This window comes from Deinococcus roseus, assembly GCF_014646895.1.
In the GTDB taxonomy this organism is placed as follows: Bacteria; Deinococcota; Deinococci; order Deinococcales; family Deinococcaceae; genus Deinococcus_C; species Deinococcus_C roseus.
Genome location: NZ_BMOD01000003.1, coordinates 45,252 through 70,873 on the forward strand (window position 1 = coordinate 45,252; position 25,622 = coordinate 70,873).

The following is a 25,622-nucleotide window of genomic DNA, read 5'->3' on the forward strand; positions in this document are numbered from 1 at the left end:
TTTCTCTAGAGCATGTCAGGAAGTCATGCCCCTGGAGGGTTTGCCCGGTGGAGCAGCAAAAAAGCAAAAGCCAGAACATGCAAACCTTTGACGGTCTCAGAGGGTCTTTCGCAGTCTCTCGTTCCTCGCCTGAAACGTGACAACCGCCCAAAAGACCGCTCTAAGACCCAGCATTGGGGCTGCAGCAGCAAGCTGTTCTTGAATTGCGGACATTTCACCCTTGCAGCTTGATCCACCCTCCAAAGCTTCCTGGGGAACGACCTCTTCCCTGGTGTGACCCCGACCCACACAGGCAATCTCCACATTGATATCGGCACAATCTGGATCTGTTTTGCGACTTCTATCTCTTGGGAGCAACACTTCTCGTTGGCTGGAGGCACCACCAGATCCAGGAGATGACCCAGGGCATTGACAGAGATCTTGAGCCCTCTCAACGATCCAATCCAAAATCCAGTCACCCTCTGCAAACTCGACCTGGTCTGTATTTTTCTGAAACCCCTTTAAATTTTGCTCTGATATGTCCAGGGCCATCTAAATCTTTCTTCATGTATTTTCATTAAGATATCATTTTTGACCTGAAAGGCTTTAAGATGTGATCGAGGTGAAACAATTCTGCAACAAATCCGTTATCCATAAATGAATTCCATTGATTCTGAAGCTTTCTCGCACACGCCCAGAGGTTTATGAAATGCACAACCTGAAACTCAGCCTGCTGCTCCTAGGAGCACTCGGGCTTTCCAGTTGTGGTCTGCTCAGGCCACCTGCAGCCTCCAAACCCACCGGACCAGTCACTGAGACCACACCAGACATCACCCCCATGGGCACCGCTCCCCTGTGCAGCAATGTTGCTGCTGGAGGAAATTACCCGTATGGCAGCGCAGGACCCATCTGGAGGCAATGGATTTACGTCAGTGACAATGGTGCCCCCTTGAACTACAGCACCTTCACCACCGACCTCAGACCCGCCCCGTACTTCAAACTCACCGATTACACCATCAATGCTGCAGGCAACAAAGCCTACCCTGCACCCCTGAACTACCAGTACCTGTACAGCCCCACCTTCAGCATTCCTGGGAAACTGGTTGGCGCAGACAACACCCAGAATGTGGCCCTCTCAAATGTGTACCTGAACGGTTCGGTGAGCTACGGCCTGATTTACCAGGCCACCACCAAAGACTACAGCCTGCCAGTGATCAGCACCGCCAACACCTACAAACTGGTCAATCCAGACGGCAGCATTCAGAGCACCATCAATCCGGCAGGGCAGACCGTGAATGCCACGGTAGATGGCAACCAGGTGCGCCTCCCAGGGGGCCAGCAGGCCAAACTGGAATTCTACCTGGACCCCACCGTGAAAACCCGCCCTGAAGTGATCCAGGCGAACTACAAGGACCCTGCCACTGGAGCCACCAAAAACGACTGGGTGAAGGTGGACATGCCCTACCAGGAAGGGTACCTGAAAGTCACCACTCCCAGTTACACCGTGTATGAACCCACCGGAGCCAAAACCTACAACACAGCGACCAACCCCCTGCCCAATTTCAAATTCATGCTGCGCGGCTACAACAACGCCTCCACCACCGACCGGCGTTTTCTCAGCCACCTGGGCATTTATTACTCCCGTCCTTACGGCATCGGCACGGATCAGGCGAGCCTGAACACCTGGCTGGATGGCCGGAGTGACTTCATGCTGCAGTGGAACATGTTCAACCGCCAGGTGGCCCGTGCGACCCTGGATGCCAGTCAGAACCCCGTGCTGGTGGCCGGAACCTCCACGACTCCTGCGAACTGGAATCTGGGGACCCCCGGGTACGCCAACGACAAAAACTGCATCAGCAAAAGCATTGCGCCAGAAAACACCTCCACTGCGGTGACCTCGGTGGTGCAGCCCCTGGCTCCGGTGCAGAGCATTGCCACCCTGAACGACACCCAGCAGGGCCTCAGGGCAGAATACTTTGACAACCCCGATTTCACCAGCAAGCGTGTGGAACGGCTGTCTGCCGGAATCAACTTCAACTGGGGAGGGTGGTCTCCAGCGCCATACATTGCCCCTGAGACCTACAGTGTGCGCTGGAGTGGGAGCATCACGCCATCCTTCAACGAAACCTACACCTTCTACTTCACTGGAGGGCACGGGATCCGCCTGCGGGTGAACCACAAGATCATCATCGACCAGTGGGACAGTGCCACTCCGGTGAATGCCTTGGGCTCGATCACCCTTAAAGGGGACCAGAAGGTGGATTTGCAAATTGAGTACAAACACAACACTGGAAATGCTCAGGCCAAACTGGAGTGGGAGAGTGTCAGTCAGGCAAGGCAGGTGATCCCCACAACCCTATTGAAACCTCTACCTATTGTACAGATTCCATTGCCTGAAGTACTGCACAAGAGGGTTCCTTTTACGATGGAAAATATTTCTGGCGCCGCCACTGTACTGAGTCCCACACAAGAAGTTTCAGTGAATGCAACCAGCAAAGGGGTGTATGTTCCCTACTCACCCACTAGCATTGCACGGGTCTTTTTGCTGGACAGCAGTGGGAAAGTCATTGGCCAAGATGTGGTGATTGGCAAGGACAAGCAAGAACTGCAGTTCAATCGGTACAACTCTGGTTTGTCTGCAGTGTTCATGCATTTCTTTGCTCAGTATCTCCCTTATCAACAGCGTCTGGGGTATTACCAGTTCCTGAAAGGCCGGTCTGATGTCACCACATTCTTAAGCGGAACGTACACCAGTAACAGCCTGAACGAAAAATCCAGCCTCTGGTTGAAAGAGTACCTGGAACAGGGAAGCAGTATTCAGGTGACCAAACAGACCATCATCAAAGATTTTGACCTGCGATCCATGAACCACCTCATTGATTATACGGCCAGCACCCAAACATTTGGAGTATGGACGCAGGCGGTCATTGCACAGCGCTTCTTTGTCTTTCCGGGAGACAGAGATGACATTCGTTTCTCTGAATTAAATAGCTATAACCAGTCAATCATGTGCGAACCCTCGGAAAATGGAAATTCCTGCAAGAATCCGGGAGAGCCTACGGCAACATTTGCTGGAACGCCCCCTTCGTTTTTGTTGGACACTTTTGGATATGCCCTTTATGCTGCTGTAGCCAATAATCCAGACAGTCATATCAAAATGCGATTGACGGATCCAAATCCTTGTGGAGTATACACTGTTGTTGCCTCGGGTACTGTTGGCAATCGTGGAGCGCCTTGGGATGATGCTGCTTTTAAATCTCCATTGACAGAGAACGTCCTGACGGCACTTTTCCCCATGATAGAGTTTGGCTTGGTGCAATCAGGCTATGGCGGAAACCACAACGACATGCTCCAAAAGATCAATGGGTTGGTTGATGCTTTCACCAATGATTTCACAAAATCACTACTGGATCTTGCTAATGATCATGACGTGAGTGACCCAGTTGCTATTTACAATGCCGCCGTAGGTTCGCTAGGTGCAGTATATGCATCCATTGATGGTTTCTATCAACTGGCCCAGGCATCAGATGGCAGCTACACTCGGGAAACGTTTGCTTTGGATGCCATTCGAAAACACGGACGTTTAACGGCAGATGCTTTTGAAGCATCGATGGCTCGTGTTAATCTATTAGAAAATAGCTTTAAAGCCATACAGGTGCTGGCTATTTTTGAGCGTATTGCAACCGATGCTGTTAACGACCACTTGATGAATCTTCAAATATATGCAAACGATCACTCCGCAAACCGTGATCCCAACTTCAAGCCCAAAAGCAATCTTTTGACTGCCAAGTTCTCCACTGGAGACCCATTCATTTTCGCTAAAATATACAAAGATGGTCGCTACTACGATGAGAACACCCCGGCCACTTATGACATGCAGGCAGAATCCAGACAAAGCGAGACCCTGGTGTTGAAAAACCTGGGCTGCAGGGACCTCACCTACTCGGTGACCCCCAGATACCTCGGCGTGCCCACTTCTGCAGTGCAGTTCAAAAACCCCCAGGCCATGAGTGGCATTGTGGCTCCACAAGGAGAAATCCGTCTGGACCATGACATTTATTGTGACCGGGAATTTGACGGTCTGGTGGGACTCGTGGTGAAACACAACGATCCCACGGAGCCAACTGACAGCAAGACGCTTCCCATTTACATCAAATGCAAAGGCTCAGGCACAGTTAAAGCCGAGAGTCCAAAATTCTACGGCAGTGGCAAAGTGGAATGGAGCGGAACACCCATCGGGAAAATCACCATTCAAAACGTTCATGCGACCTTGCCCTTGCGGTTTTCGGTGGACGCATCCTCAGTTTCCTGGCTCACGGTGGAGGGGGCAGGCACCAGAAGCTACCTGAATCCTGGTGAAACCGCCACAGTGAACCTGATTGGTCAGTGCCCTGCACCTTCTGCCTCAGTTTCTGCTCCCAGCACTCATTCTGCAACGCTGGTGGTACGCAGCAGTGACCCCACTGAACCCACCTCCAACGTGTTTGTGCAACTGGTTTGTTCTCCCCTGGTGAATGCTGCCTCTTTCAATGCTCCAGTCAAGATCAATGCAACTTCGACCACCCCAGAGTACTGGAGCATAGAAGGTATTTACTTTCAATTCTTCAGCGGTACAACTTTCACAGGCAACAGTCAACGTGTCGATATCAAAGCCTCCACCGCTGGGGATGCGATCAACACTGCAAAAATACGTGCTGATCAGCTCATTCAAGGGTTGACTCCAGCAGATGAGAACATTGGCTGGATGCCCTGTATCTCCAACCCCAAAAATTACTGCAAATTGATGACCTGGGCGCACTGGCTGTCCTGGTTGAAAACCAACTATTGATCCTTTCTGTTTTCAACATCGGAATCCAGAAGTTCGAAACGATCGGAATCAAAACCAGCTTCACGACAAATGGCAAGAGGGCACCCCAGGGGTGCCCTCTTCTGTTGTAGAGCCTGATGGTGAACCGTGTCTCCTCTGTGGGACAAGCTCTTGAACTTCACCTGACGCTTTCACCCTGATCACACCTCAGGATTCAGCGTTTCCAGGAAGGACCCAAGGGCTTGCAAAACACGGGATACCAAAACTGAAAAGGTGCCTCAGCCCATCATTCAAGTCCTGCCTGTGGAACTGCCGCACTTTCTCCAGATCCTGTTTGTCTCCTGACATCACACCCGGTAGCCCCGGTGCAGCCTGGAGGTGGATTCCCGGACCACCAGCGTCAGGTCAAAGTCGGGCATGGGGGATTCCTCGTCCCGGAGGACCCGCAGCACGTGCCTGCCCAGCGCCTGTCCGATGTCGTAGGTGGGCTGGTGCACGGTGGTGAGCGGAGGGGACATGAACGCCGTTCCGGGCAAATCGTCGTAACCAACCAGAGACACATCTTCGGGAATGCGCAGTCCTTTGCGGTACAGGGCCAGCCTCGCTCCTGCAGCCATCTGGTCGTTGGCAGCAAAAATCGCAGTGAAGGAACTCAGGCTCTCGATGAGTTTGAGGGTCGCCATGTAAGCGGTGCGCTCCAGAAAATCCCCATGCAGCACCAGTTGTGGATTGAAGGTCAGGCCGCTTTCTTCCAGGGCCGTCTGGTAACCCCTCAGGCGCTCCTGGGCATCCTGGTGGTTTTCCGGCCCGGTCACATGCACAATGTCCCGGTGGCCCAGTTCGATCAGGTGCCGGGTGGCAATGTAACCGCCCTTGAACTGGTCCAGCACCAGACAGCGCTCCTCCATCCCTGGCACACTGCGTCCGAACACGAATAGCGGAATCCGTTCACCAATTTCCCGGAGTTTTTCGTCTGGGAGGGTGCTGCCCAGCAGGATCATGGCGTCCACCTTGCGGTAGATCAGGGTTTCAATGGCCCGCTGTTCGTAAGGACTCGACCAGTGACCGCTGTTCAAAATCGGCTGGTAATCGGTGTCCAGCAGGTGGTGCTCGATGCCGCGAATCACATCCGCAAAGTAGGGGCTCACGATGTCCTCGGCGATCACCCCGATGCTCATGCTCTTTCCGCTGATCAGGGTGCGGGCCAGGTAATTGGGCTGGAAACCCAGGTCCTTGAGCGCCGTTTCCACCGCTTCCCTCTTGTCCTCGGCCACAAAAGCACTGCCGTTGATGATGCGTGAAACGGTGCTGATGGACACCCCGGCAGCACGGGCGACTTCATTGATGGTGACGTTGCGTTTCTTCATGGGATTCCCTGTCATGAACAGTATAAGCGGAGGAGCGCCAGAGGGCCGAGGGCAAGTTTTCACACTGCACCCACGGCCCTCTTCCTGTTTTCTCTCGCTTCAGAACAGTTGCCTGTACAATGCATGAAAATCATCTCTCTGGCTGTCCACTGTAAACTGTTTACTGTAAACTTCCTCAAGTGAGATTTCCCTGCACATCCTTTCGCCCGGCCCTTTAAGGCAGCAGCATCAGGTCGTCAATTTGCACATTGCCACTGGAAGGCACGGTGTCTGCCACCACGTTGAAAGTGATGAGTTGCTTGAGCACTTCTGTGGTGGTCTTTTTCACGGATGCCCAGTCGGGTTGCGCAAAACTGCTGATGGGCACATCGACGGTTTTGGTGGCTGCAGAAACATCCACATACACCTGGGGGTAGCTGCCATCCTGAATGCCCAGTGACTTGTCCCCAATGAATTCCAGACGCAGTTTGGTGGTTCCGGTGGCTTTCAGGGTGACCCTGAGGGTCTTAAAGCTGCTGTAATCCACGGAAACCTGCTTGCCTTCTGCATTTCTGGGTTTCACTTCCAGGCTCATCACCACGCCAGCGTAGGCATTGGGGGATTTGATGCCAAAGTCAAAACCTGCGTGCTGGGTCTGTCCGTCTCCTGCGGGGTACACCACAGCCGGGGGTTCATTGCCCTGGTCCTGGTTGCTGAAGGTGCTGGGCTGTGCAGCCTGCTCCTGAAAACCGCCCAGGAACACTTTCCCGCCTTCCTGCGTGACCAGACGGACTTCTGCAAGGGTTTCAAAGGTGGCCAGTTTCTTGCTGTCTCCAGCGGGGGGCAGTGGGGGAACAATCGAAGCAGGCACTTTGAGCAGGGCTGCACCATTGCCGCGGATGTCCTTGCTGCGCAGACCCAGGGCCAGACGCTCAAAACTGTTGTGGGAAGAATCAATGCGCCAGTCTTCTTCTTTCTGAATGTCGAACCACACGATGGCCTTGATCTGTGGGAACAGTCTGGGCAAATCAGAGAACATGTTGAGGATCCACTGGCCCTTGTCTCCACCCACTTCTGAGGAAGCAAATTCTCCGATGATGATGGGTTTGCCAGGGGCAATTTTCAGGGCACGGTCATAAGCGCCTTTGAACACATCTTTAAAGGGTGCCCAGCTTCCCCAGGAGGGGTTGGTGCCCCAGTTGTACCCGTCCAGGCCCACCCAGTCCACGTAGGCATCTCCGGGGTAGGCTCTGGCCACATCGTTCCAGGCGTCTCCGGGAACATCTGCGTTGTTGTAACACCAGATCCACTGCACTTTGGTTGCGCCTTCTGCTTTGAAGATGTCATGCACATGCTGGTAGGCTTTGACAAAAACGGTGGGGTCCTGACCGTTGGTGGAGACGGCCCAGGGGTACCAGTTGCCGTTGAATTCGTGGCCCCAGCGCAGCAGGAACGGCACATTGACTTCTTTGGCAGCTTTGGCCCAGCTGCGGATGTAATCGTCAAACTTGCCGTCCAGAATGTCTTGCAGCTTGATCTGCTTGGGGTCATTGAGGGGCAGGGTCCAGTCCCAGGGCTCCCAGGTGATGTTGGGCACCACGCCCTGTTTGCTGAGGCCCAGCACATCTGCTTTGGGGAAATTGCTGCCTACTTTCCAGGAGGAATACCACATCACAGTGGCAGGCTTGAAACGCAGGTCGTTGGCCACTTCATTGGCCACTGCGGCATGGTCGTCTCTTTCGCGGAAAATCCCGAAAAACACGCCACTGGTGCTGTCTGCATTCTGGTCTTTGAGGATGGGAAGTCCAGCGATGCCGGAGGCAGGTCCAGTGGGTGTCGTCTGGGGCAGACCCTGGGTGGCACAACTGGTGAGCAGCACGGTGAGCACAAGGAGGCGGGGTGCGGTTTTCATGGAGATCGATGTCACAGGTTACCTCTCAGCCGGAAAGCCACTGGACAACAAGAAAAGCTTTTCAAGTTGCAGGAGAAAAAGCCTGGAAGACAGTCCATCACCTGCCCTGAGTCCTGCACCATGCCATCAAAGGGGGTGCCTCAGGGGTGATGGGACATTGCAAGGCGGTCTTGCTGTCCAGTTCTTTCTGTTGGTCTTGCTGGTTTTCAGCGTAGCACTTGAAAACCTTTTCTTCAAGAGGGGTTTCAGGGGAACCCCTCGAAAACAGTCAGGTCGGGGGAGATTCCCTATTTCACACATGTTTTCCCGGTAAAGCATTTTGGAAGGCAGCCCGATCAAGATGTCATGAAAGCTTTTCTGGATTTTCATGACCCTTCGCAAAGAAGCCCTTTTCTGCATGTCAAACACACACCTCTTGCAGAAAGCCTTTTCATGGAGTATGGTGAAGACACAGAAACAACCCAAACACCAGCAATGTCGCTGGTTTGCAGCTTTGCATGGACTTGCACAGTCCTGCTTCTTCCATTCCTGTTCTTCATCTGTTCCGGATGTCCTCCGAATCCGGTCCAGAGACCTGTGTGTCTTTCAAGGAGATCCACCATGAAAAACCCCCTGTTGTTGTCCTGCGCTCTTCTGTTCGTTGCTTGCAGCCAGACCCCCAGCCTCAACTCCGCTGCCATTCAAAAGCAGGGAGACACCAACACCCCTGGAGCAGGGCAAGCCTGGGGCGGTGGAAGCTTCTATGATGACTTTGCTTTCTGGAGCTACAACACCGACCTCTGGCAAGCTGCCAACAACTTCAACGGAGCACCTTTCGGTTGCACCTTCAATTCTGCCAATGCTGCCCCGGATGCCACAGGCCAGAACAGTGGCAAATTGAATTTGCGCCTCAACACTTCTGGAAGCCGCTGTGCAGAACTGAAAACCAAAGAACGCAAAGCAGCACCTCGTTCCACCATTGGTGGGAATTTCAATCTGGACAATGTTTCGGGCACCCTGGCCAGCATTTTCACCTTCAAACGCTGGGACACCGGAGGCGGCAGCTGGCAGGAAATCGACATCGAGTACATCCCCAACTGGCCCGGAGCCACCACCGCCAGCAAGGCCCGCTACCACGTGGCCGTGATCTTTCAGGCCTCCTCGACCAGTGACAAATACATCTACGAAGGCTTCATTGATGTGGGCACAGGCATCGTGAACTCTGGCAATTACACGGCTGCCCTGTTCAACTGGGACACCAACTCGGTGCAATGGAAATATGGCAACAACGTGATCTTCACCATGAACCGGGGCACCCCTCCTGCAGAATCCTTCAACTACAGAGAAGGCAGCTACACCGTCCACGTGTACCGCAACAACGCCTACGGTGGAGCACTCAACGTCAACACCGCCCACTTCCCCAGTGATCCCACCTACATCTTCATGAACTACTGGCGCGGAGACAACTCTTCTGGAATCCAGTCTTTCATGGGCGCTTATCCTTCCAGCAACCCCAATGCCAACGCGCGTTACCAGGGCCTGTTCTACACCCGCTGGTGAAATCCAGTTTCAGGACCTTCCTCTTCTTGAACCGAAGTGCCTGCATCAAGAGAACCCACCCGCAACTGGCGTGGGTTTTTTTCTTTTGCTGATCTTTTGCTGATTTTCAGCCTGCAGTTGATCATCTCAGGTCTGGCTGCAATTCCACACTTCTGGCTGACCCAGCTGCATGGCCCCTGGACAACAACACCCAGAACTTGCTGAAACACCTTTACCGGGAACATGTGTTACAGGGAACAGGGGGGAGAGGACTGGATTGCTCCTCTCCCCTGCCCCAATTCGGTCTGGCTGGATTTATTCTCAGCTTTGCATTTTATTTGTTCTTGTTCTTTCCCAGCACCTCACCAGAAGTTTCTGGTCGGTACACCTGATCCAGAGCATCTTCAAAAGCATCCAGAAGGGTTTCAAAGCGCCCAATGTGCAGGGCTTTCTCTGGCCCACCCTCCTGAGGCAGCACCAGATCCACACCCCAGCTTGCAGAAGCCAGACCCAGATCAATGGGAATGAACCTGAACACACCAGGGCCAAATTCCAGATTTTGCATCTGCGCATCTCTGGGATCTCCCACGATGTTGAGGGTTTTTCTGGACTGCAGTTCCCGCAAGGTGGATTCGATGCTGCTTCTGGAAAACTGGTCGTTCAGGTAGATGCCACTGGTGTCGGTGACGGCCACATCAAAATGACCGTCGGGTTTCACGATGATGCTCAGGTGTGCCATGGGCGGACCTCAGGAGCTTTGCTGTTGCAGGGAGGATTTGTACTTCTGCTTGGCCTGGGGATCAATTCTCAGGTCGCTGCTGTCCACGCTTTCCACTTCTGGGGTTTCCTGGGCAATCTTGACGGCCAGGTTGTATTCGTGCTGGTTGTCCACGGCACCCCGCAGCACCACACCATGACCAGATTGCAACACGGCAATGGGATCATCGGCCAGTTCAGCGTTGGCTTCCAGGCGTTTCAGCACCTCACGGGCAATGCGGCTGCGGTTGCGGAGTTCCTGAATTTCGGCCTGGGTGTGCTGGGAATTGCTCTGGGAAGCGGTTTTATGGGCAGATGCCTGCTGCACTTTCAGGTCCGTGGTTTTGACGTTTTTGACCCCACGGATGGTCTGGGCAATGGTTTCCAGCAGGGATTTGTGGTCCTCTGTGGGCACCTCCCCTTTCAGAATGACATTGCCATTCTGTTCTTCCACCTGCACGGGCAGGTCTTTGGAGACCCGGTTCTGTCCGAAAGTGTCTTTGATCTGTTCCACAATGTTTTTTCCAAATGGCCACATGACGCCCTCCTTGAGCATGTTGGATTCTGTTTCAGGGTAACGACTCAGCGCCACAGATTCTGCCTGAATCCCCACACAACTGGAGCGCCTGGGGTTTTTTGCTGCGATGTCGCAGCAAGGTGGATTTTCTTCTTCAGGACAGCGCAGAAAAATTCTTTTAGACCTGGTCAAAACAAAAGTTGTTTTGTACATTTGTGAACCCTGTCAGGGGCATTTCAGTGTATAACTGACAGCATATGGCAAGGAAACAGACTGTGCCCATCTCCAATTTCAGGCAGGGTCTCAAACAGCATTTCGATGATCTGAAACGTGGACAGAGCGTGCATGTCTCAAGCCATCACAAAACCATTGGGGTGCTGATGCATCCCAGCGATTACTGGGAACTTGCAAACGGAGGCAAGAGAATGAGTGAAATCATCACGCTGTACAACCACACCGGGGGGTCTGCCAAAACCACCCTCACCCGTGAACTTGCTTACGGGCTGGCCCAGAAAGGCTACAAGGTGCTGGCTGTTGACCTGGATTCCCAGGCCAACCTGACTGAATTTCTGGGCTACCTGATCGATGTGGACATCCGTCCTGAGCACACCGCACTCAGTGCCATTCTGGAAAACCAGCCCCTCTCCCCCATTGAAACCCGCTTTGGTTTTGATTTGATTCCGGGACATGAGGACCTGCGTAGGGTGCGTCGGGCAGACATTGCAGAGCTGCTGAACCTGCGCAAACACCTGAAAAAAATTGCGGCTGAACGGGGCTACCAGTACATCCTGATCGATGCCAGCCCTGCTGGAGAAACCCTGAGCAGCATTGCCTCTGCCAGTGCCAGCAAACTGATCTGCCCCATCCCCAGCACCATCAAGGGGCTCAGGAGCATCCGTTCCACCCTCAGCGTGGTGCAGGAATCTGCTTCCATCAACCCAGAACTGGAGATTTTGATGTACGTTTTGACCCGGGCAGGCAGGACTTCCGGGGTCAAATACGCCAACGAGCAGATCAGTGAACAGCTGGACAGCCTGGGGGTTCCCTACTTCAATGGCCTGACCGAACGCAGCACCCCTTTCGAGTTTGCAGCCGCAGAATGCAGACCTGTGCTGTCTCTGGAATACAGCAACCGCAACATGAGCGGCATTGAAACCACCAAGGCTGAACTGCAGCAAATTGTTTCCCTGCTGGAATCCCTCACCCAGGCCCCGGTGAACTCATGAAACCCCGCGTTCCTGAAACCATCAAGGAAAAACAGCAGGTGCAGATGGGGGCTTTGAAGCTGGGAAACCAGATCAGTCTGAGTGCCATTCTGCCCAGTGTGGACAATCCCCGCAGGCACTTTGACCCCCAGGAGCTGGCGGCTTTAAGTGAATCCATCAAGGTGTATGGGGTGATCTCCCCCATCACCCTCAGAAACCACCCTGAAAAGCCAGGATATTACCGGATCATTGCTGGAGAGCGGCGCTTTCAGGCAGCCAGGGCTGCTGGACTCAGTGAGATTCCAGCGTACATCCGCAATGCCAGTGATGCCCATGAAGACCTGGAACGGGCCTTTGTGGAAAATGCCCACCGTGAAGACCTGAATGCCTACGAGCAACTGGTCGCCACTTTGCAAATTCTGGAACGCAGGCTGGACAGATCACAGCAAGAGATCATCAAAAATCTGCAGGATGCCTACCGCACCCCGGAAAGCCAGCCTGAACTGACCGAGGAGTACCAGAAGCTCACCCAATTGGTGCGCATTCCTGAACTGGGCACCTTTGTGACCAAACGCCTTCCCATTCTGAATTACCATCCCAGAGTGCTGGCCTTGCTGCAACAGGGAGAACTGGGCATGAGTTCAGCGGTGGAACTCAACCGCCTCAAGCACCTTGCAGATGAAGACTTTGAAGGCTGGCTGCAAAAAGCCCTCAACATCAGTGCCAGAGACTTGCGCCTGAAAATCAACCAGTTCCTGGCTCCGGTCAAAAAAGGCCGCTCCATCTCCGAACTGGTCAAAAAGAACCTGGGGGTTCCGGTCAAGAAGCTCTCTGGCGAGGACCAGCAACGCCTGAAGGATTTGCTGCAGGAAATTGAAACCCTGGCTGCCCGTTACCAGTAAACAGGGACGGTCAAACCCCTTTGCTGCGACGTCGCAGCAAAGGGGTTTTTCTTGTGTGGGATGAACAAAATAAATTTCTGAAATTTTGATTTCTGCAACACATCAACACAGAAAATGGGCCTGCCTGCTTTCCATCCGGCCCTGAAACCCTTAAAATCTGGAGATGAACCGTCTTGCTGCCCAGATGCAGTTCCTCCTCACCTGTGACCAGCTGAAAAACATCATCCGCACCACCACCCTGCACAATGGCAGCCGCATGGAAAACAGTGCAGAGCATTCCTGGCATCTGGCCCTGATGGCCCTGACCCTGGCAGAACATGCCCCCGCAGGCACCGACATGAACCGGGTGATTCAACTTTTGCTGTTGCATGATCTGGTGGAAATTTACGCAGGTGACACTTTTTTCGATGTCTCTGCAGCAGACCTTCAGCAACAGGCTGAGCAGGAATGGCAGGCGGCAAAGCAGCTTTTTGGCCTGCTGCCCGAAGACCAGCAAAAGCATTTTCTGGATCTGTTTGAGGAGTTTGAAACCCAGAAAACCCCTGAAGCCCAGTACGCCAGAGCACTGGACGCCCTGCAGCCCATGCTGCTCACCTGGGGTCAGGGAGGTCTGGGCTGCACAGAAAAACATCCTGACCTCACCATGGAACGTTTGCTGAAACTCAAGGAAAAACACCTCAGGCGTTTTCCTGTGCTGTGGGAATTTGTCCTGGAATTGTTGCAGGATGCCGTAAAAGCAGGCATTCTTCACAGTACACCTGGGGCTGAAGAAAACGCTTCAGAACATCACCCTGCCTGAGTTGTCAGAAAGAGATGTCACTTAAGTTCCATATGAAACAAAAAAGACAGGGTAAAATCTGGTCGATTTCAAAACTGCACACCCAAGGAGATCTGCATGCAACACCGCAATTTAGGACGCACTGGCCTGAAAGTCAGCCCCCTCTGCCTGGGCACCATGAACTTCGGTCCCGAAACCACCGAAGAAGACAGTTATGGCATCATGGACGCTGCGCTGGACCGGGGCATCAATTTCTTCGACACTGCAGATGTGTACGGCTGGAAAACCGGTGAAGGCATCACCGAAAAGATCATCGGGAACTGGCTGGAAAAAAATCCTGGCAAACGCGACCAGATTGTGCTGGCCACCAAGGTGTACGGCAAGATGGGGGAGGGGCCCAACGACCAGAAGCTCTCGGCTTACCACATCCGCAAAGCCTGCGAGGACAGCCTGCGCCGCCTGAAAACCGACCACATCGATCTGTACCAGATGCACCACATCGACCGCTCCACCCCCTGGGAGGAAATCTGGCAGGCCATGGAGCAACTGGTGCGCGAAGGCAAGGTGCTGTATGTGGGGTCCAGCAATTTCGCAGGCTGGAACATTGCCCAGGCCAACAGCCTCGCCAGCCAGCGGCACTTCATGGGTCTGGTTTCTGAACAGAGCCTCTACAACCTGAATGCCCGCATGATTGAACTGGAAGTCATTCCTGCCTGCCAGTCTTTCGGTCTGGGCCTGATCCCCTGGAGTCCTCTGGCTGGCGGCCTGCTGGGTGGGGTGCTGCAAAAAGTCAGTGAAGGCAGAAGGGCCAGCGAACGGATGCAAACCGCCATTGAAAAGCATCGCCCTCAACTGGAACAGTACGAGGCTTTCTGTCAGGAACTCGGGCAGCACCCTGCAGATGTGGCCCTGGCCTGGCTTCTGCACAACCCGGCAGTCACCGCCCCCATCATTGGCCCCAGAACCCTGGAGCAACTGGAAGGCAACCTGAAAGCCCTGGACATCACGCTGGATGCAGATGCTCTGAAAAAGCTGGATGAAATCTGGCCTGGTCCGGGTGGGCAGGCCCCAGAAGCCTACGCCTGGTGAGCTTTTGAGCCTCAAAAATCCCTCAAAAACCCCTTTGCTGCGACGTCGCAGCAAAGGGGTTTTTCTTCTGTGGGATTGCTTTTTAAATTTCCAGAAAAATCAGACTTCTGGGCCACCCTGGATGTCCATCACCAGCACAAAAACACAGGCAAGTTCGAAAGGGTTGGCATAAATGTGTTCCTGATCTGCTTCATAGAACAGGGTGTCCCCTTCATGGAGGGTGTATTCCAGACCATTCAAAACAGCCACCATGCTGCCCTGCTGAACCAGCAAATATTCCCTTGAGCCTCTGGCATGGGGGGTAAGGGGAAGGCCCCGGTAACCTGGGTCCAGGGTCACCTCAATCAGGGTGAGTTCATTGCGAGGCAGAACAGGGGAGAGAATGCGGCTTTTGACCCCAGGGCTGTGGTAAATGGCCTGCTGGTCTTTTTTCAGCAGGAACACCCGGTCACTGCGCTCTTCTTCCAGAAAACGGGCAACAGTGGTGTCCAGACCTGCAGCAATGCGGCCCAGCATCACGATGGTGGGCACCTTCTGGCCGCGTTCCACATCGGAAAGCATGCTGCGGCTGATTCCTGCTTTCTCTGCCAGGGTTTCCAGGGTGATGCCTTTGCGAAGGCGCTCCCCCCGGATTCTGGCCCCCAGTTTCACCACATCCAGATCCTGCTGAGAGGGGTCGCTCAAGGATGACCCTCAGGAAGGATGGCTTCCACTTCAATCTCCACCAGCATGTCCGGATTCACCAGGGCCTGAATGCCATACATGGCGGCCACGGGCCGGATGTCTCTGAAGAACTCTCCGTGTGCCCGGCCCACTTCTTCCCAGCGGGAAATGTCCGTGACAAACATGCGGGTGCGCACCACATGCTTCAGGTCAATTCCAGCATTTTGCAAGGCGGTCTGGATGTTTTCCAGGGTCTGTCTGGTCTGCAGGTACATGTCTCCCACACCCACAATTTTCCCAGAACCATCTGGACGGGTGGCTGTGGTGCCTGCCACATGCACGATGTTCCCCACCCGCACCACGCGGGAGTAGCCAATCACAGGTTCGAGGGGTGAACTGCCAGCATAATTGATTCGCTTATTCGCCATAGAGGAATTGTTCCACAATAAGGGAATCATGGCAAGCCCTGCAAACTGGTTATGCTGAAAACATGTCCCTTCGCTTCCTGTATCCTGCTGTGCCTTTTGATCTGAAACATGTCGATGACCAATATGAACAGGAACAGGATCTGGCCAGAAGCCTGAACCTTTCCACCTCCAGAATTTCCTTTGAAGATCTGCTGGAAGGTGTTCTGAAAACCTCTCCTGCTGTTCCTGAAAATGAACTTCTGCTTTATCGGGGTTGGATGCTGTCTGAAAAACAATATGCAGTGCTGAATCAGCTGGTTCAACACGAAGGCAGGAGACTGCTGACCTCTCCAGAGCACTACAGGCTCACCCACCACCTTCCTGAATGGTACCCTGCCTTGCAGGACTTCACCCCGGAAACCCGCTTTTTCGATACACCAGAAGACGCCATCGATGGGCTGCAGGATGTGAAATGGCCTGCTTATTTTGTGAAGGACTGGGTCAAATCCCTTTCCACAGGCCATGGTCCTGTTGCACACACCCTGGAAGAAATCACCTTGATTGCTGTCCAGATGGTGCAATATCGGGGTGAAATTGAAGGGGGTCTATGCATCCGGTGTTTTGAAGACCTGCTGCCAGACACCGAGGAACGTTACTTTGTGGTACAAGGACAGCCTTACTCCAGAGCCGGATCCATCCCAGAACCTGTCCAGGTGGCAGCACAACACATCTCCACCCCTTTCTTCTCTGTGGATGTGGTTCAGCATGCAGAGGGTCGCCTGAGGATCATGGAACTGGGAGATGGGCAGGTCAGCGACCTGAAACACTGGACCCTGCAGGACTTTCAGCCTGTTTTGCAAGCCCTTTCCAGCCTGAGCTGAACCTCAATCCTCATCCTTCAGGGTGGGATCGATGGGCATCTCACCCATCATGCCTGCTTCCATGTCACCCATCATGCGGGTGCTCACACCTGCTGCAGATTTGCGTTCTTCTGAACTGAGCAGGGCTGCACAGGGGGTTCCAAATCTGGGCTTTGCAAACGGCAGGTGTGTGTCCCCACGGGCCAGAATGTGCGAACTGTTGGACATGCCTGTGATGGGATCTCTGGCAGCAACGCTGTCATCTGCTCCCCACTGGGTGAAAGACCTCGCATTGCAGTAGTGGCCCACAAAAGAGCGCCTGAAACGGTCCAGGGTCATGTTTTTCTTGCTGCGGTGCAAAACGTGCCCGCCAAAGAACACCACATCCCCTGCTCTGGCAGACACCAGAAGCTGGTCATACCGATTGGCAATCCGGGCCAGGTCGTTTTCCTCATCGTTGGGGTTGCTGACCCCGCCCACTTCAAACGTTCCTGCCAGATCCCGCTGCCCAAAGCCATACTGTCCAGACACTGGAGGATAAATGGGTTCCTGCTGGCTGCCTTTTGAGAACCACATGGCCCCGTTGTATTCGTCCACATCATCAATGGCCATCCAGGCTCCACAAAGGGTGTCCGGTTCGGTGGGAATGTAATAACTGTCCTGATGCCAGCCCTGACCGGGTTTTCCTGGTCCCTTGATGAACAGCATGCTTTGCAAGGCCAGAATGTCCGGCCCAATCAATGCCTCCAGCACATCCAGCACACCAGGATGCAGCAAATACCGCTCATGCAGTTCCAGTTTGCGGTGCAGCATGTGGATGCGCAAAAAATACGCGGCTTTCTCTTCTGGTGAAAGGTGCTCAGGGGGTGCTTCCAGTTCCTGCTGGGTGGTCCCGGTGTGCCGGGAGGGGTCCCAGTCCGCTGTTCTTTCCCGCTGTTCCGGGAGTTTGCCCTGCATCAAATCTGCGGTGTGTTGCTGCAGTTCCTGCACCTCAAGAGGGGAGAGGAGACCCCGCACCACCAGAAAGCCCTGTTCCCGAAAAGTGCGAAACTCCTGAACCGATACCCGGTATTTCTGGTGGGTGATGGGAGCCGTCAAAGACATGAAAACCTCCTGTGGAATCTTGAAGGCATTGTGCCCAATTTTTCCCTGCAGGGGAATGCCCATGATTTTGAAAAACATATCCAGAATTGACCTTGTTGCATGGATCAACGAAAGAAGAAACTTGTGGTGAAACCCCGAGCTCCAAAAACATCCACCCAGAAGACAACCGCTTGTTCTTCTGTCAAAGGCTTTAAAACTCCACCTGCACCAGCCGGGAAAGGGGAATGGACTTTCCTGATCGGGCCTGCTCTCGCACCTCTCGGGGTGAAAATCCATATGCAGATTTGAACCGTCTGGAAAAATGAAACGGGCTGGCAAAACCCAGCAGGTGACTGATCTCCGAAAAACGGTAATTGGTGCGCGTCACCAGCACCAGTGCCCGGTCCAGCCTGACAAGCCTCACCCATTCCAGCGGCGGATGTCCAGTGTGCGTTTTGAACAGGCGACACAGGTACTCAGGGGTGATGTTCGCGATCCGGGCCAGTTCTTTCAGGGTGAACGGATGGGCAGGGTTCTGTTCCAGGGTGTCATGCACCTGCTTCATGACCTGTTCCAGGGTGCGCGGCCATTTCTGGTAGGAGCGCCTGAGGGTGGTCTGGCCTGTCACAAAAGCCGTCAACATCAACTCCAAGACAGCTTTGATCTGCTCTTCACTGGCCGTTTCCACACAGGCCAGAAGGTGCTCGAAGAGGGGAACCAGAATGCTGGAACTGTCTATGGCGCACATCCTGGGCCACCCTTCTGCAGGAAGCCAGGATGCAGGCACCTCCTCGATCTGGAAATGAACATAGGCATGTCGGGTGTGGTGGTCAGGATCCCAGGCAAAAAAATCTGTGCTTCCAGCCTGGCACAACAGCAGGGTTCCAGGAGGCAATTCAAGCAATTTTGACCCAGACAGGTACTGGGCATGGCCTTCCAGCACCCAGACAAACTCATGGTCCTGCAACAACCTGGGACCAAACGTGGCCCCGGGAGGGTAGGTGGCCACACCATAAGCTGAAGGCAGAGAAAGTTTCAGCATGTTTTTACTCCAAGCAAACACCCTTCAAGCAACCATTTCAGGCCCATGGTCTCAACAAAAAACGGTTACAGCATCAGACATGCATGTTCTTCTGGGATTCCACCTGTTCGGTGATGTTGCGGGAAGAATACAGGTATCCTGCAAAAAGCAAGATGGTCACTGCTGCCACCACAATCCCCAGATAAGACGAAGAAAAGAAATCATAAAGCCCATGTATGATGGCAGCCAGCGCAATTCCAAACACAATCCAGGCCCGATGTTTCTCTCTGCTGTAGAGAGAAAGCCCGATGTAGTACCCGGCAATGCTGCTGAACATGCAATGCAAGAAAGGCAGGGTGATCAGGCGCACCATCTGCAGAATGATGGTGCTGCCATTGTTCAGGGGACCACCATAAACCAGTTGTCCCACATCCTGCAAGCGCAGCAAATAGAGATACGAAACCGCTTCCGCCACCCCAAAAGCCAGACCGCTGATGCCCGCATAATAGGCTGCCTGTTTCAGGTCTTTCACTTCCCGGAGCTTCAACACCAGGTAAACCACCGGAGCCAGTTTCACGGCCTCCTCAAGGACACCCACCCCCAGGATGAACCCCACCAACCTGAGGGGAGAAAAAGGAGATTCTGTGGCAGCATACAGCCAGCTGATCACCGGAAACTTTTGCACAAAAAGCACGGTGGCAATGCCCACCAGGGTGGTGAAAAAGGCCACTCCAGAAGCTGTGCTCCAGCGGATGTTTTCTGGGCGCACCATCAGGTGCAGAATGTAAGCCCAGATGGCTGCAAAGTACACCCCAAAAGCCCACCCCGAAGTCTGGATGGAAGCGTTCTGGCCCAGAAAGTAATAAATCCCCAGTGGAAAGAGCGCCATCAGCAGGATGGTTCGGGTGAGGGGCTGGCCCAGAAGACCCGCTTTCAACCAATCGGCGAAAGGGAAAAGGGCATTGAATGGAAGCGCTTTCAGGTCCCGCAACAGGGTTCCAAACTGAGATTCGGGGCTGGGATCTGGACGGTTTGGGGCTTCTGGGGGCAAGTCATTCATTGAAAATCCTCCACATATTGGCTCTGGGACAGCAATTTCACCTGCATGCAGGGCAAGCCAGAAAACTTCAAACAGATGGCCTGCATTGTGGCACATCGACATGAAAGTTGGTGCCGAATCCAGACTTGCCCGACATGGGCCACCAGAGAGATGGTTTTTCAGCTTCTGCAAGGGAAATGACAACAAAAAGGGGATGACCCATGGGTCATCCCCGAAAAACCAACTATCGTACTTTTTGTAGCGTTTTTATTTTCAGTGTCCCATAGGGGGATTTTCACAAAAATCTCCCAGAAATCCTCTGGTTTTTTACACCAGAGCCCTGCCGTCAAACCCGTCCTTCACCACGCAGTAGAATCGTTTTTAAGCAGCCTCCATTTTTCTCAAGTACAATTATGGCACCCCAACACACGCACCATCCTTAAAAACGATTCTGTGGCTTAATAGAGCAATTGCCGGATGTCTTCGATGAAGTGGCTCAGCTTCTTCTGGATCACAGCGGTGCTGGCAGAGCGGATCAGTTGAAAGCCATCCACTTCCCCCTGAACCACTGCATCTTGCAGCAGGTCGTACTCCAGGGGCTTCAGGGCAGATCGGATCAGCAGGTTGAGGGTGCGCACCACATACTCTCCACGCTGTCCAGGACTCATTCGATCGTATTCTTCCCGCAAACGTTGCTGCTCCCCCTGCTCGGCAGACAACACCTGGCGGTCCAGTTCCAGCTTGCTGTTTGACGGTTCCAGGCTCAGGGTATTTTCGGGATTTTCTCCGTCTTGGGCATATTTCCCAGGATTCATCAGCAAATCCACCAGAAAACCCGCAGGATTTCTGGGACGAAACCCCGATTTCAGCATGGTTTCCATGCGGACAGCTGCTTCACCCACCTGCTCCCCGTATTGGCGAACCAGGTCTCTGGCACGGCTTTCTGCCACCCCATTCTCCATCAAAACATCGACCAGTTCTTGCGAAATAGGATGGGACAACACCCCCTGGGCAAAAGCGTAAGTGATGTTCTGTTTTTTTCCTCTCCCAGAGTAAGAAACACTGGCCAGATATCCCTTGGCAATCAGCTCCTCATGGGCAGGTTCTAGGGCACGCCGGATCCGGTGGGCTGTGGGGAGCACCAGTTTGCACATCTCGGCCCACTCCAGCAGGTCCACCTGCAACACCTGAACGGTTCTGGAAGGGTCTTCAGGATCCACCCTCTGCGCGTCCAGCAAGCGAAAAAGCGCACGGGTGGTGGGTTGTTCCAGAGAGCGCATGAACTGCAGGTCCAGGGGCTTGATGTACCCGGCCCGGATGCTGTGCACCAGCTCCTTGGGAATCACCACCCGAATGATGGATTTGCCGTCCAGGGTGTCCCCATCTGCGGATGTGAACTCGATTTTTTCCACGTAGCGGAAGCCCACTGTGACCCAGCGGCGTTTGGGGTGATCCCGCCAGCCTTCGGTGATCAGGTAGCTTGAAGAGTACAGGCGCAGCAAACTTTCTCGTGCCAGATTGTAATATCTCACGCTGGTGCTCAGTCCAGCGGCCCGCAAAAGCTGGTAGGTGGTGAAGGTCAGGGCACCGTCTTCAGGGCTGCCTGACTCGATAAACAGGTTGATGATGGCAGCGCTGATGTCGTTGTCGATGCCGTGTGGGACACCACCATACTCTGTTGTCCCTGCGCAGACAACACGCACCACACGCCCGTCTGTTTCGTGTTCCACTTCCCAGCGGGTGAGGTTTTCTGGAATGGTCCTTTGAACGCTGATCAGTCCCAAACGGGCCAGATTCAGTTCATCAAAGCGGCGGAGGTTGATGGGTTCTTTCTTGGCCATGACAAATGTTCGAAATGCGTTTCGCCCCCTGTTGTTGTTTTTATTATAAAGATATAAATACTTAAAGATTTGTTGACAACAACAAGGGGCCACGTCACTTTCGCTCCAGGACGGCGAAAATTCGCCAAAACGCTACAAAAGGTACGATAATTTTGGCCCAAAACGCTACAAAAGGTACGATAATTTTGGCCCAAAACGCTACAAAAGGTACGATACCCCAGAGCCAAACGCTACAAAAAGTACGATAAAAACGCTACAAAAAGTACGATAGTTTTTGAGGGCATTTTGGCCCCCTTTTTGGGCAAACGCTACAAAAGGTACGATGGTTTTGAGCAAAAACGCTACAAAAAGTACGATGGTGATTTGTGTTATCCACAGGCATGCTCCGTTGGCTTCTGGAGAACATTTGGGTTGAATTTTGGGCAAACGCTACAAAAAGTACGATACCCAAACGCTACAAAAAGTACGATACCTCCTGAACGCTACAAAAGGTACGATGGTTTTGGGCCAAAACGCTACAAAAAGTACGATAGTTGTCCTGATTTCTGTTTGTAAAAAATACGTCTTGATCGTGGTTTCTCTGAACGGAGATGCGCCGATTTTTGCTCTCATTTTTGGTCCTGAAAGAGGCGTGATTTTGAATAAGGTTTGAAGAAGGTTTTGGGGGATTTCAGGGCTTTGCTGGAGGGTATCCTGTCTATACACCCACCTGAAGATCCAGATCCAAAAACAGGCATTTTTGGCAAAACGCTACAAAAAGTACGATAGTTGTGATGGGTGGACAGCAGGTGAAGAAAAAAGCTGTCTGTTCCCTGGGACAGGCCAATATGGCAAAAGCAAAAACGGTGAAAACATCGTCTGACAAGTGTTCCGCTCTGGCGGATCAAAAAACGCTACAAAAAGTACGATAGTTGACTCTGGGCAGGTCAAAATTGCTGCTTGCAGACCGCATGGTTCTCAGGCAGGAGCAGATCTTTTTTCTTTTTTGATTTCTTTTTTGAGACAGGGATGTTCTTTTTCTGGATGCACTGCTGGATTTCAGGTGCTCCGCTGGTTGCGGTACTGGCGAGGAGAAATGCCCACCTCGGTCTTGAACACAGCATAAAAGCGGCTGAGGGAGCCAAAACCCGCTTCTAAGGCCACATCCAGAATGCTGCAATTGGAAGTGATCAGCAGGCGCTGGGCATGGGCCAGGCGGTGCTGGGTCAGGTATTCCAGCAAAGTGAGGCCCATGGTCCTCTTGAACAGGGACATGGCGTAATTGGGATGCAGCTTGACCCCCTGGGCAATGTCTTCCACTGTCAGAGGGTCAGTGTAATGGGAAGACACAAAGGTGGCCATCTCTTCCACGCGGGTGAAATCTTCTGTTTGGGTGCGGGCCGTGCTGGTTTTTTCAGGTGCGCGGTTCAGGTCGTGTGCTGCCCTGCGCAACCTGGCCTGGAGTTCCAGATAAACGATCTGGTGCATCTCGGATTGTTCGGTGGGCTCTCGCTGGTAGCGGGGCAGCTCACGGGCTTCTTTGCTCCAGCGCTCAAACAGCAGCATGTCCAGGGCAGGGATGCCCCGGTGCAGCACAAGTTCACCGTGCATGACCGGGTTCAGCAGGCTCTGGGGAAGGGCCCAGCGCAGAAAATCGGTGAGGGGAATGTGCACCACCCCCAGGGTGGTTTCAGGCTGCAATTGCACAATCCGGTGGGGGGTGATGGCCCAGAAAATGGCCAGGTCGCCTTCCCTGAGGACCTGCATGGTGCCGCCCATCAGGTAAGTGAGGGCTCCAGAGCACACCAAATTGAGCTCAATGTCGCTGTGGCGGTGCAGGTGATCGGCAATTCCAGGCTGTCCCAGCCAGCAAAAGTAACCTGAAGTGTAATTCATACTGTCCTGAACTGGCATCCCTTTCAGAATACCTTAGGATGCAAGAAAAAGTCTGCAAAATGCAGCAAGACTTGTTTGATCTGCTGAAGTTAGACTGATGGCTACGAAAACCGAACGGCCACCCCTGAACGTGCTGAACCGCTGTGCAACCATGACCAAAATCATGATCAATCGTAAGCGCTTCCGGTCAAGGGAGCTTCAGGCAAGGAGTGAAGATGATTCGAGTCACCATATGGAATGAAAACCGCCACGAGAAACGCAACCCCAAAGTCACTGCCATTTACCCCGAAGGCATCCATGGAGCCCTCAAGCAGGGTCTGGAAGCTTATGGTTTTGATGCCAGAACCGCTGTTCTGGACGAACCCGAGCATGGCCTGACCGATGAAGTGCTGGCCGCCACCGATGTGCTGGTCTGGTGGGGTCACCTGGCCCACGGTGAAGTGGAAGATGCAGTGGTGGAAAAAGTTCAGAAGCGCGTTCTGGACGGTATGGGTTTGATTGTGCTGCACTCCGGTCACTTTTCAAAGATCTTCAAGAAGCTGATGGGCACCACCTGCGACCTGAAATGGCGGGAAGCCAACGACAAAGAGCGCCTGTGGGTGATCAACCACTCCCACCCGATCATGGAAGGGGTGGGCGAATATGTGGAAATTGACGCCGAAGAGATGTACGGAGAGCCTTTCGACATTCCCACGCCAGATGAACTGCTGATGGTGAGCTGGTTCTCTGGTGGCGAGGTGTTCAGAAGTGCCGTCACCTACCGCAGAGGCTTCGGAAAGATTTTCTATTTCCGTCCTGGACACGAAACCTACCCCACCTATCACAATGCCCAGGTGGTTCGCATCATCGCCAACGGGGTGAAGTGGGCCGCTCCCGCCCTGCATGATCCCAGAAAATTTGGCAATGCCAGAGCGCTGGAAGCAGGGGTCGAGTGATGGCAGAAGTGCAACCTTTCAGGGTGGCCCTGGTGGGTGGGGGCAACATCGCCGGAGCCCACTACAAGGGTTACACTGCAGCCGGAGCCCAGATTGTGGCTTTTGTGGAGCCTTTTGAAGTGACCCGCATCCGCCGGGAATCCGAGTGGGCCATTCCCGGGTATGCCACCATGGCAGAACTGCTGGAAAAAGCCGATTTCGAGGCGGTCAGCATCTGCACCCCCAATGCCTTTCACCATGGCCTGACCCTGGAAGCGGCAAAAGCGGGCAAGCACGTGCTGTGCGAAAAACCCCTCTCCATGTCCATTGAGCAGTGCGATGAGATGATCCAGGTGTGCAAAGACGCTGGCGTGGTGCTGCAGACTGGCCATCACCTGCGCAGCAACCTGTATGTTGAGCAGGCCAAGCAGATCATCGAGGCGGGTGGCATCGGCAAAATCACTTTCATCCGGTTGCGTCAGGCCCACGACTGGAGTGGCAGTGAAACCGTTTCTCCTGCCTTCGGATCCATTGCCCAGGCAGGGGGCGGCACCATGCTGGACAACGGATGCCACATGTACGACCTGGCCCGGCACTTCGTGGGGGATGTCAAAAACATCTTTGCCCGCATGTCCACCCTCAAATTTGACATCGAGGTGGAAGACGTGAGTGTGGCCAACCTGGAGTTCGTTTCTGGAACCCTGGGCAGTGTGGAGAACTCCTGGACCGCCACCGGATGGGAAGAAGGGTTCTGGATTTACGGCACCCAGGGTGTGCTCGAATGCCAGATCCGCAACGGGGTGCCCCGTTACCTCAAGCACATCACCCGTGTGGGCGGAAACCGCGACTGGAGCCGCCCAGATGAAGTGCTCTACACCTTCAACTCCGAAGGTGGGCACCCCAGACAGGTGGTCAACTTCATGCGCAGCATCCGCGAGGGAGGCAAAGTGATTTGCACCGGAGAGGACGGACGGGAAAGCGTGCGTCTGGTGCTGCAGGGCTACGAGAGTGCGAAAACTGGACAACCCATCCAGTTGCAGTGAGCTGTCTTGCAGTGAACTGGACTGAAAAAATTTCAAAATGGGGCTGTCCTGTAGACCTGCAGCTTGA

20 protein-coding genes are annotated in these 25,622 nt (G+C 53.7%); 9 read left to right on the plus strand and 11 right to left on the minus strand.

The genetic code is table 11. The annotated features are described in order from the left end of the window. The first annotated feature begins 688 nt into the window (after positions 1 to 688). Positions 689 to 4,807 carry a PA14 domain-containing protein gene (locus IEY52_RS05715; protein ID WP_189001246.1) on the plus strand — a complete coding sequence of 1,373 codons (4,119 nt, stop codon included), beginning with the start codon at positions 689 to 691 and terminating at the stop codon, positions 4,805 to 4,807. Positions 4,808 to 5,133: 326 nt separating this feature from the next. On the opposite strand, the gene IEY52_RS05720 is transcribed toward IEY52_RS05715, so the two are convergent. Together IEY52_RS05720 and IEY52_RS05725 are read right to left on the minus strand one after the other, a co-directional pair. Then, on the minus strand, positions 5,134 to 6,153 hold the full coding sequence (locus tag IEY52_RS05720; RefSeq protein WP_189001249.1) for a LacI family DNA-binding transcriptional regulator: 1,020 nt from the start codon (positions 6,151 to 6,153) through the stop codon (positions 5,134 to 5,136). A gap of 214 nt (positions 6,154 to 6,367) precedes the next feature. Continuing rightward, the gene (locus IEY52_RS05725) at positions 6,368 to 8,044 is read right to left on the minus strand and encodes a glycoside hydrolase family 26 protein (protein WP_189001252.1); all 1,677 of its coding nucleotides are present in this window, start codon (positions 8,042 to 8,044) and stop codon (positions 6,368 to 6,370) included. 600 nt (positions 8,045 to 8,644) lie between these two features. On the opposite strand from IEY52_RS05725, the gene IEY52_RS05730 reads away from it, so the two are divergent. Then, complete coding sequence (locus IEY52_RS05730; RefSeq protein WP_189001255.1) at positions 8,645 to 9,583, plus strand: LamG domain-containing protein; 939 nt, start codon at positions 8,645 to 8,647, stop codon at positions 9,581 to 9,583. A 313-nt stretch (positions 9,584 to 9,896) separates the two neighbouring features. Here IEY52_RS05730 and IEY52_RS05735 read toward each other — a convergent pair whose 3' ends face one another. Both IEY52_RS05735 and IEY52_RS05740 read right to left on the minus strand, forming a co-directional pair. Then, complete coding sequence (locus IEY52_RS05735; protein WP_189001258.1) at positions 9,897 to 10,301, minus strand: hypothetical protein; 405 nt, start codon at positions 10,299 to 10,301, stop codon at positions 9,897 to 9,899. A 9-nt stretch (positions 10,302 to 10,310) separates the two neighbouring features. Next, positions 10,311 to 10,856: a BON domain-containing protein gene (locus tag IEY52_RS05740; protein ID WP_189001261.1), complete on the minus strand. Its 546-nt coding sequence runs from the start codon at positions 10,854 to 10,856 to the stop codon at positions 10,311 to 10,313. 236 nt (positions 10,857 to 11,092) lie between these two features. Between IEY52_RS05740 and IEY52_RS05745 the strand changes: the two genes are divergently transcribed. From IEY52_RS05745 to IEY52_RS05760, 4 genes are all read left to right on the plus strand, one after another. Further along, the gene (locus tag IEY52_RS05745) at positions 11,093 to 12,061 is read left to right on the plus strand and encodes a ParA family protein (RefSeq protein ID WP_189001264.1); all 969 of its coding nucleotides are present in this window, start codon (positions 11,093 to 11,095) and stop codon (positions 12,059 to 12,061) included. After that, positions 12,058 to 12,942, plus strand: a complete 885-nt coding sequence (locus IEY52_RS05750; RefSeq protein WP_189001267.1) for a ParB/RepB/Spo0J family partition protein — start codon at positions 12,058 to 12,060, stop codon at positions 12,940 to 12,942. Before IEY52_RS05745 ends, IEY52_RS05750 begins: the two co-directional genes overlap by 4 nt. 163 nt (positions 12,943 to 13,105) lie before the next feature. Then, positions 13,106 to 13,741 carry an HD domain-containing protein gene (locus IEY52_RS05755; RefSeq protein ID WP_189001270.1) on the plus strand — a complete coding sequence of 212 codons (636 nt, stop codon included), beginning with the start codon at positions 13,106 to 13,108 and terminating at the stop codon, positions 13,739 to 13,741. Between the two features lie 96 nt (positions 13,742 to 13,837). After that, a complete protein-coding gene (locus IEY52_RS05760; RefSeq protein ID WP_189001272.1) occupies positions 13,838 to 14,809 on the plus strand; it encodes an aldo/keto reductase in 972 nt (323 codons plus the stop codon). Positions 14,810 to 14,908: 99 nt separating this feature from the next. Here the strand turns inward: IEY52_RS05760 and IEY52_RS05765 are convergent, their stop codons facing one another. Beyond that, positions 14,909 to 15,493 carry a helix-turn-helix domain-containing protein gene (locus IEY52_RS05765; protein ID WP_189001275.1) on the minus strand — a complete coding sequence of 195 codons (585 nt, stop codon included), beginning with the start codon at positions 15,491 to 15,493 and terminating at the stop codon, positions 14,909 to 14,911. Further along, positions 15,490 to 15,900 (minus strand): RidA family protein, encoded by a 411-nt coding sequence (locus IEY52_RS05770; RefSeq protein ID WP_189001277.1) that lies wholly within the window; start codon positions 15,898 to 15,900, stop codon positions 15,490 to 15,492. The genes IEY52_RS05765 and IEY52_RS05770 overlap by 4 nt, the downstream gene beginning before the upstream one ends. Positions 15,901 to 15,962: 62 nt before the next feature. On the opposite strand from IEY52_RS05770, the gene IEY52_RS05775 reads away from it, so the two are divergent. Further along, positions 15,963 to 16,760, plus strand: coding sequence for an ATP-grasp domain-containing protein (locus tag IEY52_RS05775; protein ID WP_189001279.1), 798 nt, complete (start codon positions 15,963 to 15,965; stop codon positions 16,758 to 16,760). Positions 16,761 to 16,763: 3 nt separating this feature from the next. On the opposite strand, the gene IEY52_RS05780 is transcribed toward IEY52_RS05775, so the two are convergent. The 5 genes from IEY52_RS05780 to IEY52_RS05800 form a co-directional block, all read right to left on the minus strand. Then, positions 16,764 to 17,843 (minus strand): phytanoyl-CoA dioxygenase family protein, encoded by a 1,080-nt coding sequence (locus tag IEY52_RS05780; protein ID WP_189001281.1) that lies wholly within the window; start codon positions 17,841 to 17,843, stop codon positions 16,764 to 16,766. Positions 17,844 to 18,033: 190 nt separating this feature from the next. Next, on the minus strand, positions 18,034 to 18,864 hold the full coding sequence (locus tag IEY52_RS05785; RefSeq protein ID WP_189001283.1) for an AraC family transcriptional regulator: 831 nt from the start codon (positions 18,862 to 18,864) through the stop codon (positions 18,034 to 18,036). A 73-nt stretch (positions 18,865 to 18,937) separates the two neighbouring features. After that, on the minus strand, positions 18,938 to 19,903 hold the full coding sequence (locus IEY52_RS05790) for a PrsW family intramembrane metalloprotease (RefSeq protein WP_189001285.1): 966 nt from the start codon (positions 19,901 to 19,903) through the stop codon (positions 18,938 to 18,940). Positions 19,904 to 20,340: 437 nt separating this feature from the next. Beyond that, positions 20,341 to 21,723, minus strand: coding sequence for a replication initiator protein A (locus tag IEY52_RS05795; protein ID WP_189001288.1), 1,383 nt, complete (start codon positions 21,721 to 21,723; stop codon positions 20,341 to 20,343). Between the two features lie 1,038 nt (positions 21,724 to 22,761). Then, complete coding sequence (locus IEY52_RS05800) at positions 22,762 to 23,598, minus strand: AraC family transcriptional regulator (RefSeq protein WP_189001290.1); 837 nt, start codon at positions 23,596 to 23,598, stop codon at positions 22,762 to 22,764. A gap of 215 nt (positions 23,599 to 23,813) precedes the next feature. Here IEY52_RS05800 and IEY52_RS05805 point away from each other — a divergent pair, with 215 nt between their 5' ends. Together IEY52_RS05805 and IEY52_RS05810 are read left to right on the plus strand one after the other, a co-directional pair. Continuing rightward, positions 23,814 to 24,533, plus strand: a complete 720-nt coding sequence (locus IEY52_RS05805; protein ID WP_189001292.1) for a ThuA domain-containing protein — start codon at positions 23,814 to 23,816, stop codon at positions 24,531 to 24,533. Then, positions 24,533 to 25,555 (plus strand): Gfo/Idh/MocA family protein, encoded by a 1,023-nt coding sequence (locus IEY52_RS05810; RefSeq protein WP_189001294.1) that lies wholly within the window; start codon positions 24,533 to 24,535, stop codon positions 25,553 to 25,555. Before IEY52_RS05805 ends, IEY52_RS05810 begins: the two co-directional genes overlap by 1 nt. The last annotated feature ends 67 nt before the right edge of the window (positions 25,556 to 25,622 follow it).

Coding starts and splice junctions, on each gene's coding strand:
- IEY52_RS05715 (WP_189001246.1), top strand. CDS start 689: ATGCACAACCTGAAACTCAGCCTGCTGCTCCTAGGAGCACTCGGGCTT.
- IEY52_RS05720 (WP_189001249.1), bottom strand. CDS start 6,153: ATGAAGAAACGCAACGTCACCATCAATGAAGTCGCCCGTGCTGCCGGG.
- IEY52_RS05725 (WP_189001252.1), bottom strand. CDS start 8,044: ATGAAAACCGCACCCCGCCTCCTTGTGCTCACCGTGCTGCTCACCAGT.
- IEY52_RS05730 (WP_189001255.1), top strand. CDS start 8,645: ATGAAAAACCCCCTGTTGTTGTCCTGCGCTCTTCTGTTCGTTGCTTGC.
- IEY52_RS05735 (WP_189001258.1), bottom strand. CDS start 10,301: ATGGCACACCTGAGCATCATCGTGAAACCCGACGGTCATTTTGATGTG.
- IEY52_RS05740 (WP_189001261.1), bottom strand. CDS start 10,856: ATGTGGCCATTTGGAAAAAACATTGTGGAACAGATCAAAGACACTTTC.
- IEY52_RS05745 (WP_189001264.1), top strand. CDS start 11,093: ATGGCAAGGAAACAGACTGTGCCCATCTCCAATTTCAGGCAGGGTCTC.
- IEY52_RS05750 (WP_189001267.1), top strand. CDS start 12,058: ATGAAACCCCGCGTTCCTGAAACCATCAAGGAAAAACAGCAGGTGCAG.
- IEY52_RS05755 (WP_189001270.1), top strand. CDS start 13,106: ATGAACCGTCTTGCTGCCCAGATGCAGTTCCTCCTCACCTGTGACCAG.
- IEY52_RS05760 (WP_189001272.1), top strand. CDS start 13,838: ATGCAACACCGCAATTTAGGACGCACTGGCCTGAAAGTCAGCCCCCTC.
- IEY52_RS05770 (WP_189001277.1), bottom strand. CDS start 15,900: ATGGCGAATAAGCGAATCAATTATGCTGGCAGTTCACCCCTCGAACCT.
- IEY52_RS05775 (WP_189001279.1), top strand. CDS start 15,963: ATGTCCCTTCGCTTCCTGTATCCTGCTGTGCCTTTTGATCTGAAACAT.
- IEY52_RS05780 (WP_189001281.1), bottom strand. CDS start 17,843: ATGTCTTTGACGGCTCCCATCACCCACCAGAAATACCGGGTATCGGTT.
- IEY52_RS05785 (WP_189001283.1), bottom strand. CDS start 18,864: ATGCTGAAACTTTCTCTGCCTTCAGCTTATGGTGTGGCCACCTACCCT.
- IEY52_RS05790 (WP_189001285.1), bottom strand. CDS start 19,903: ATGAATGACTTGCCCCCAGAAGCCCCAAACCGTCCAGATCCCAGCCCC.
- IEY52_RS05795 (WP_189001288.1), bottom strand. CDS start 21,723: ATGGCCAAGAAAGAACCCATCAACCTCCGCCGCTTTGATGAACTGAAT.
- IEY52_RS05800 (WP_189001290.1), bottom strand. CDS start 23,598: ATGAATTACACTTCAGGTTACTTTTGCTGGCTGGGACAGCCTGGAATT.
- IEY52_RS05805 (WP_189001292.1), top strand. CDS start 23,814: ATGATTCGAGTCACCATATGGAATGAAAACCGCCACGAGAAACGCAAC.
- IEY52_RS05810 (WP_189001294.1), top strand. CDS start 24,533: ATGGCAGAAGTGCAACCTTTCAGGGTGGCCCTGGTGGGTGGGGGCAAC.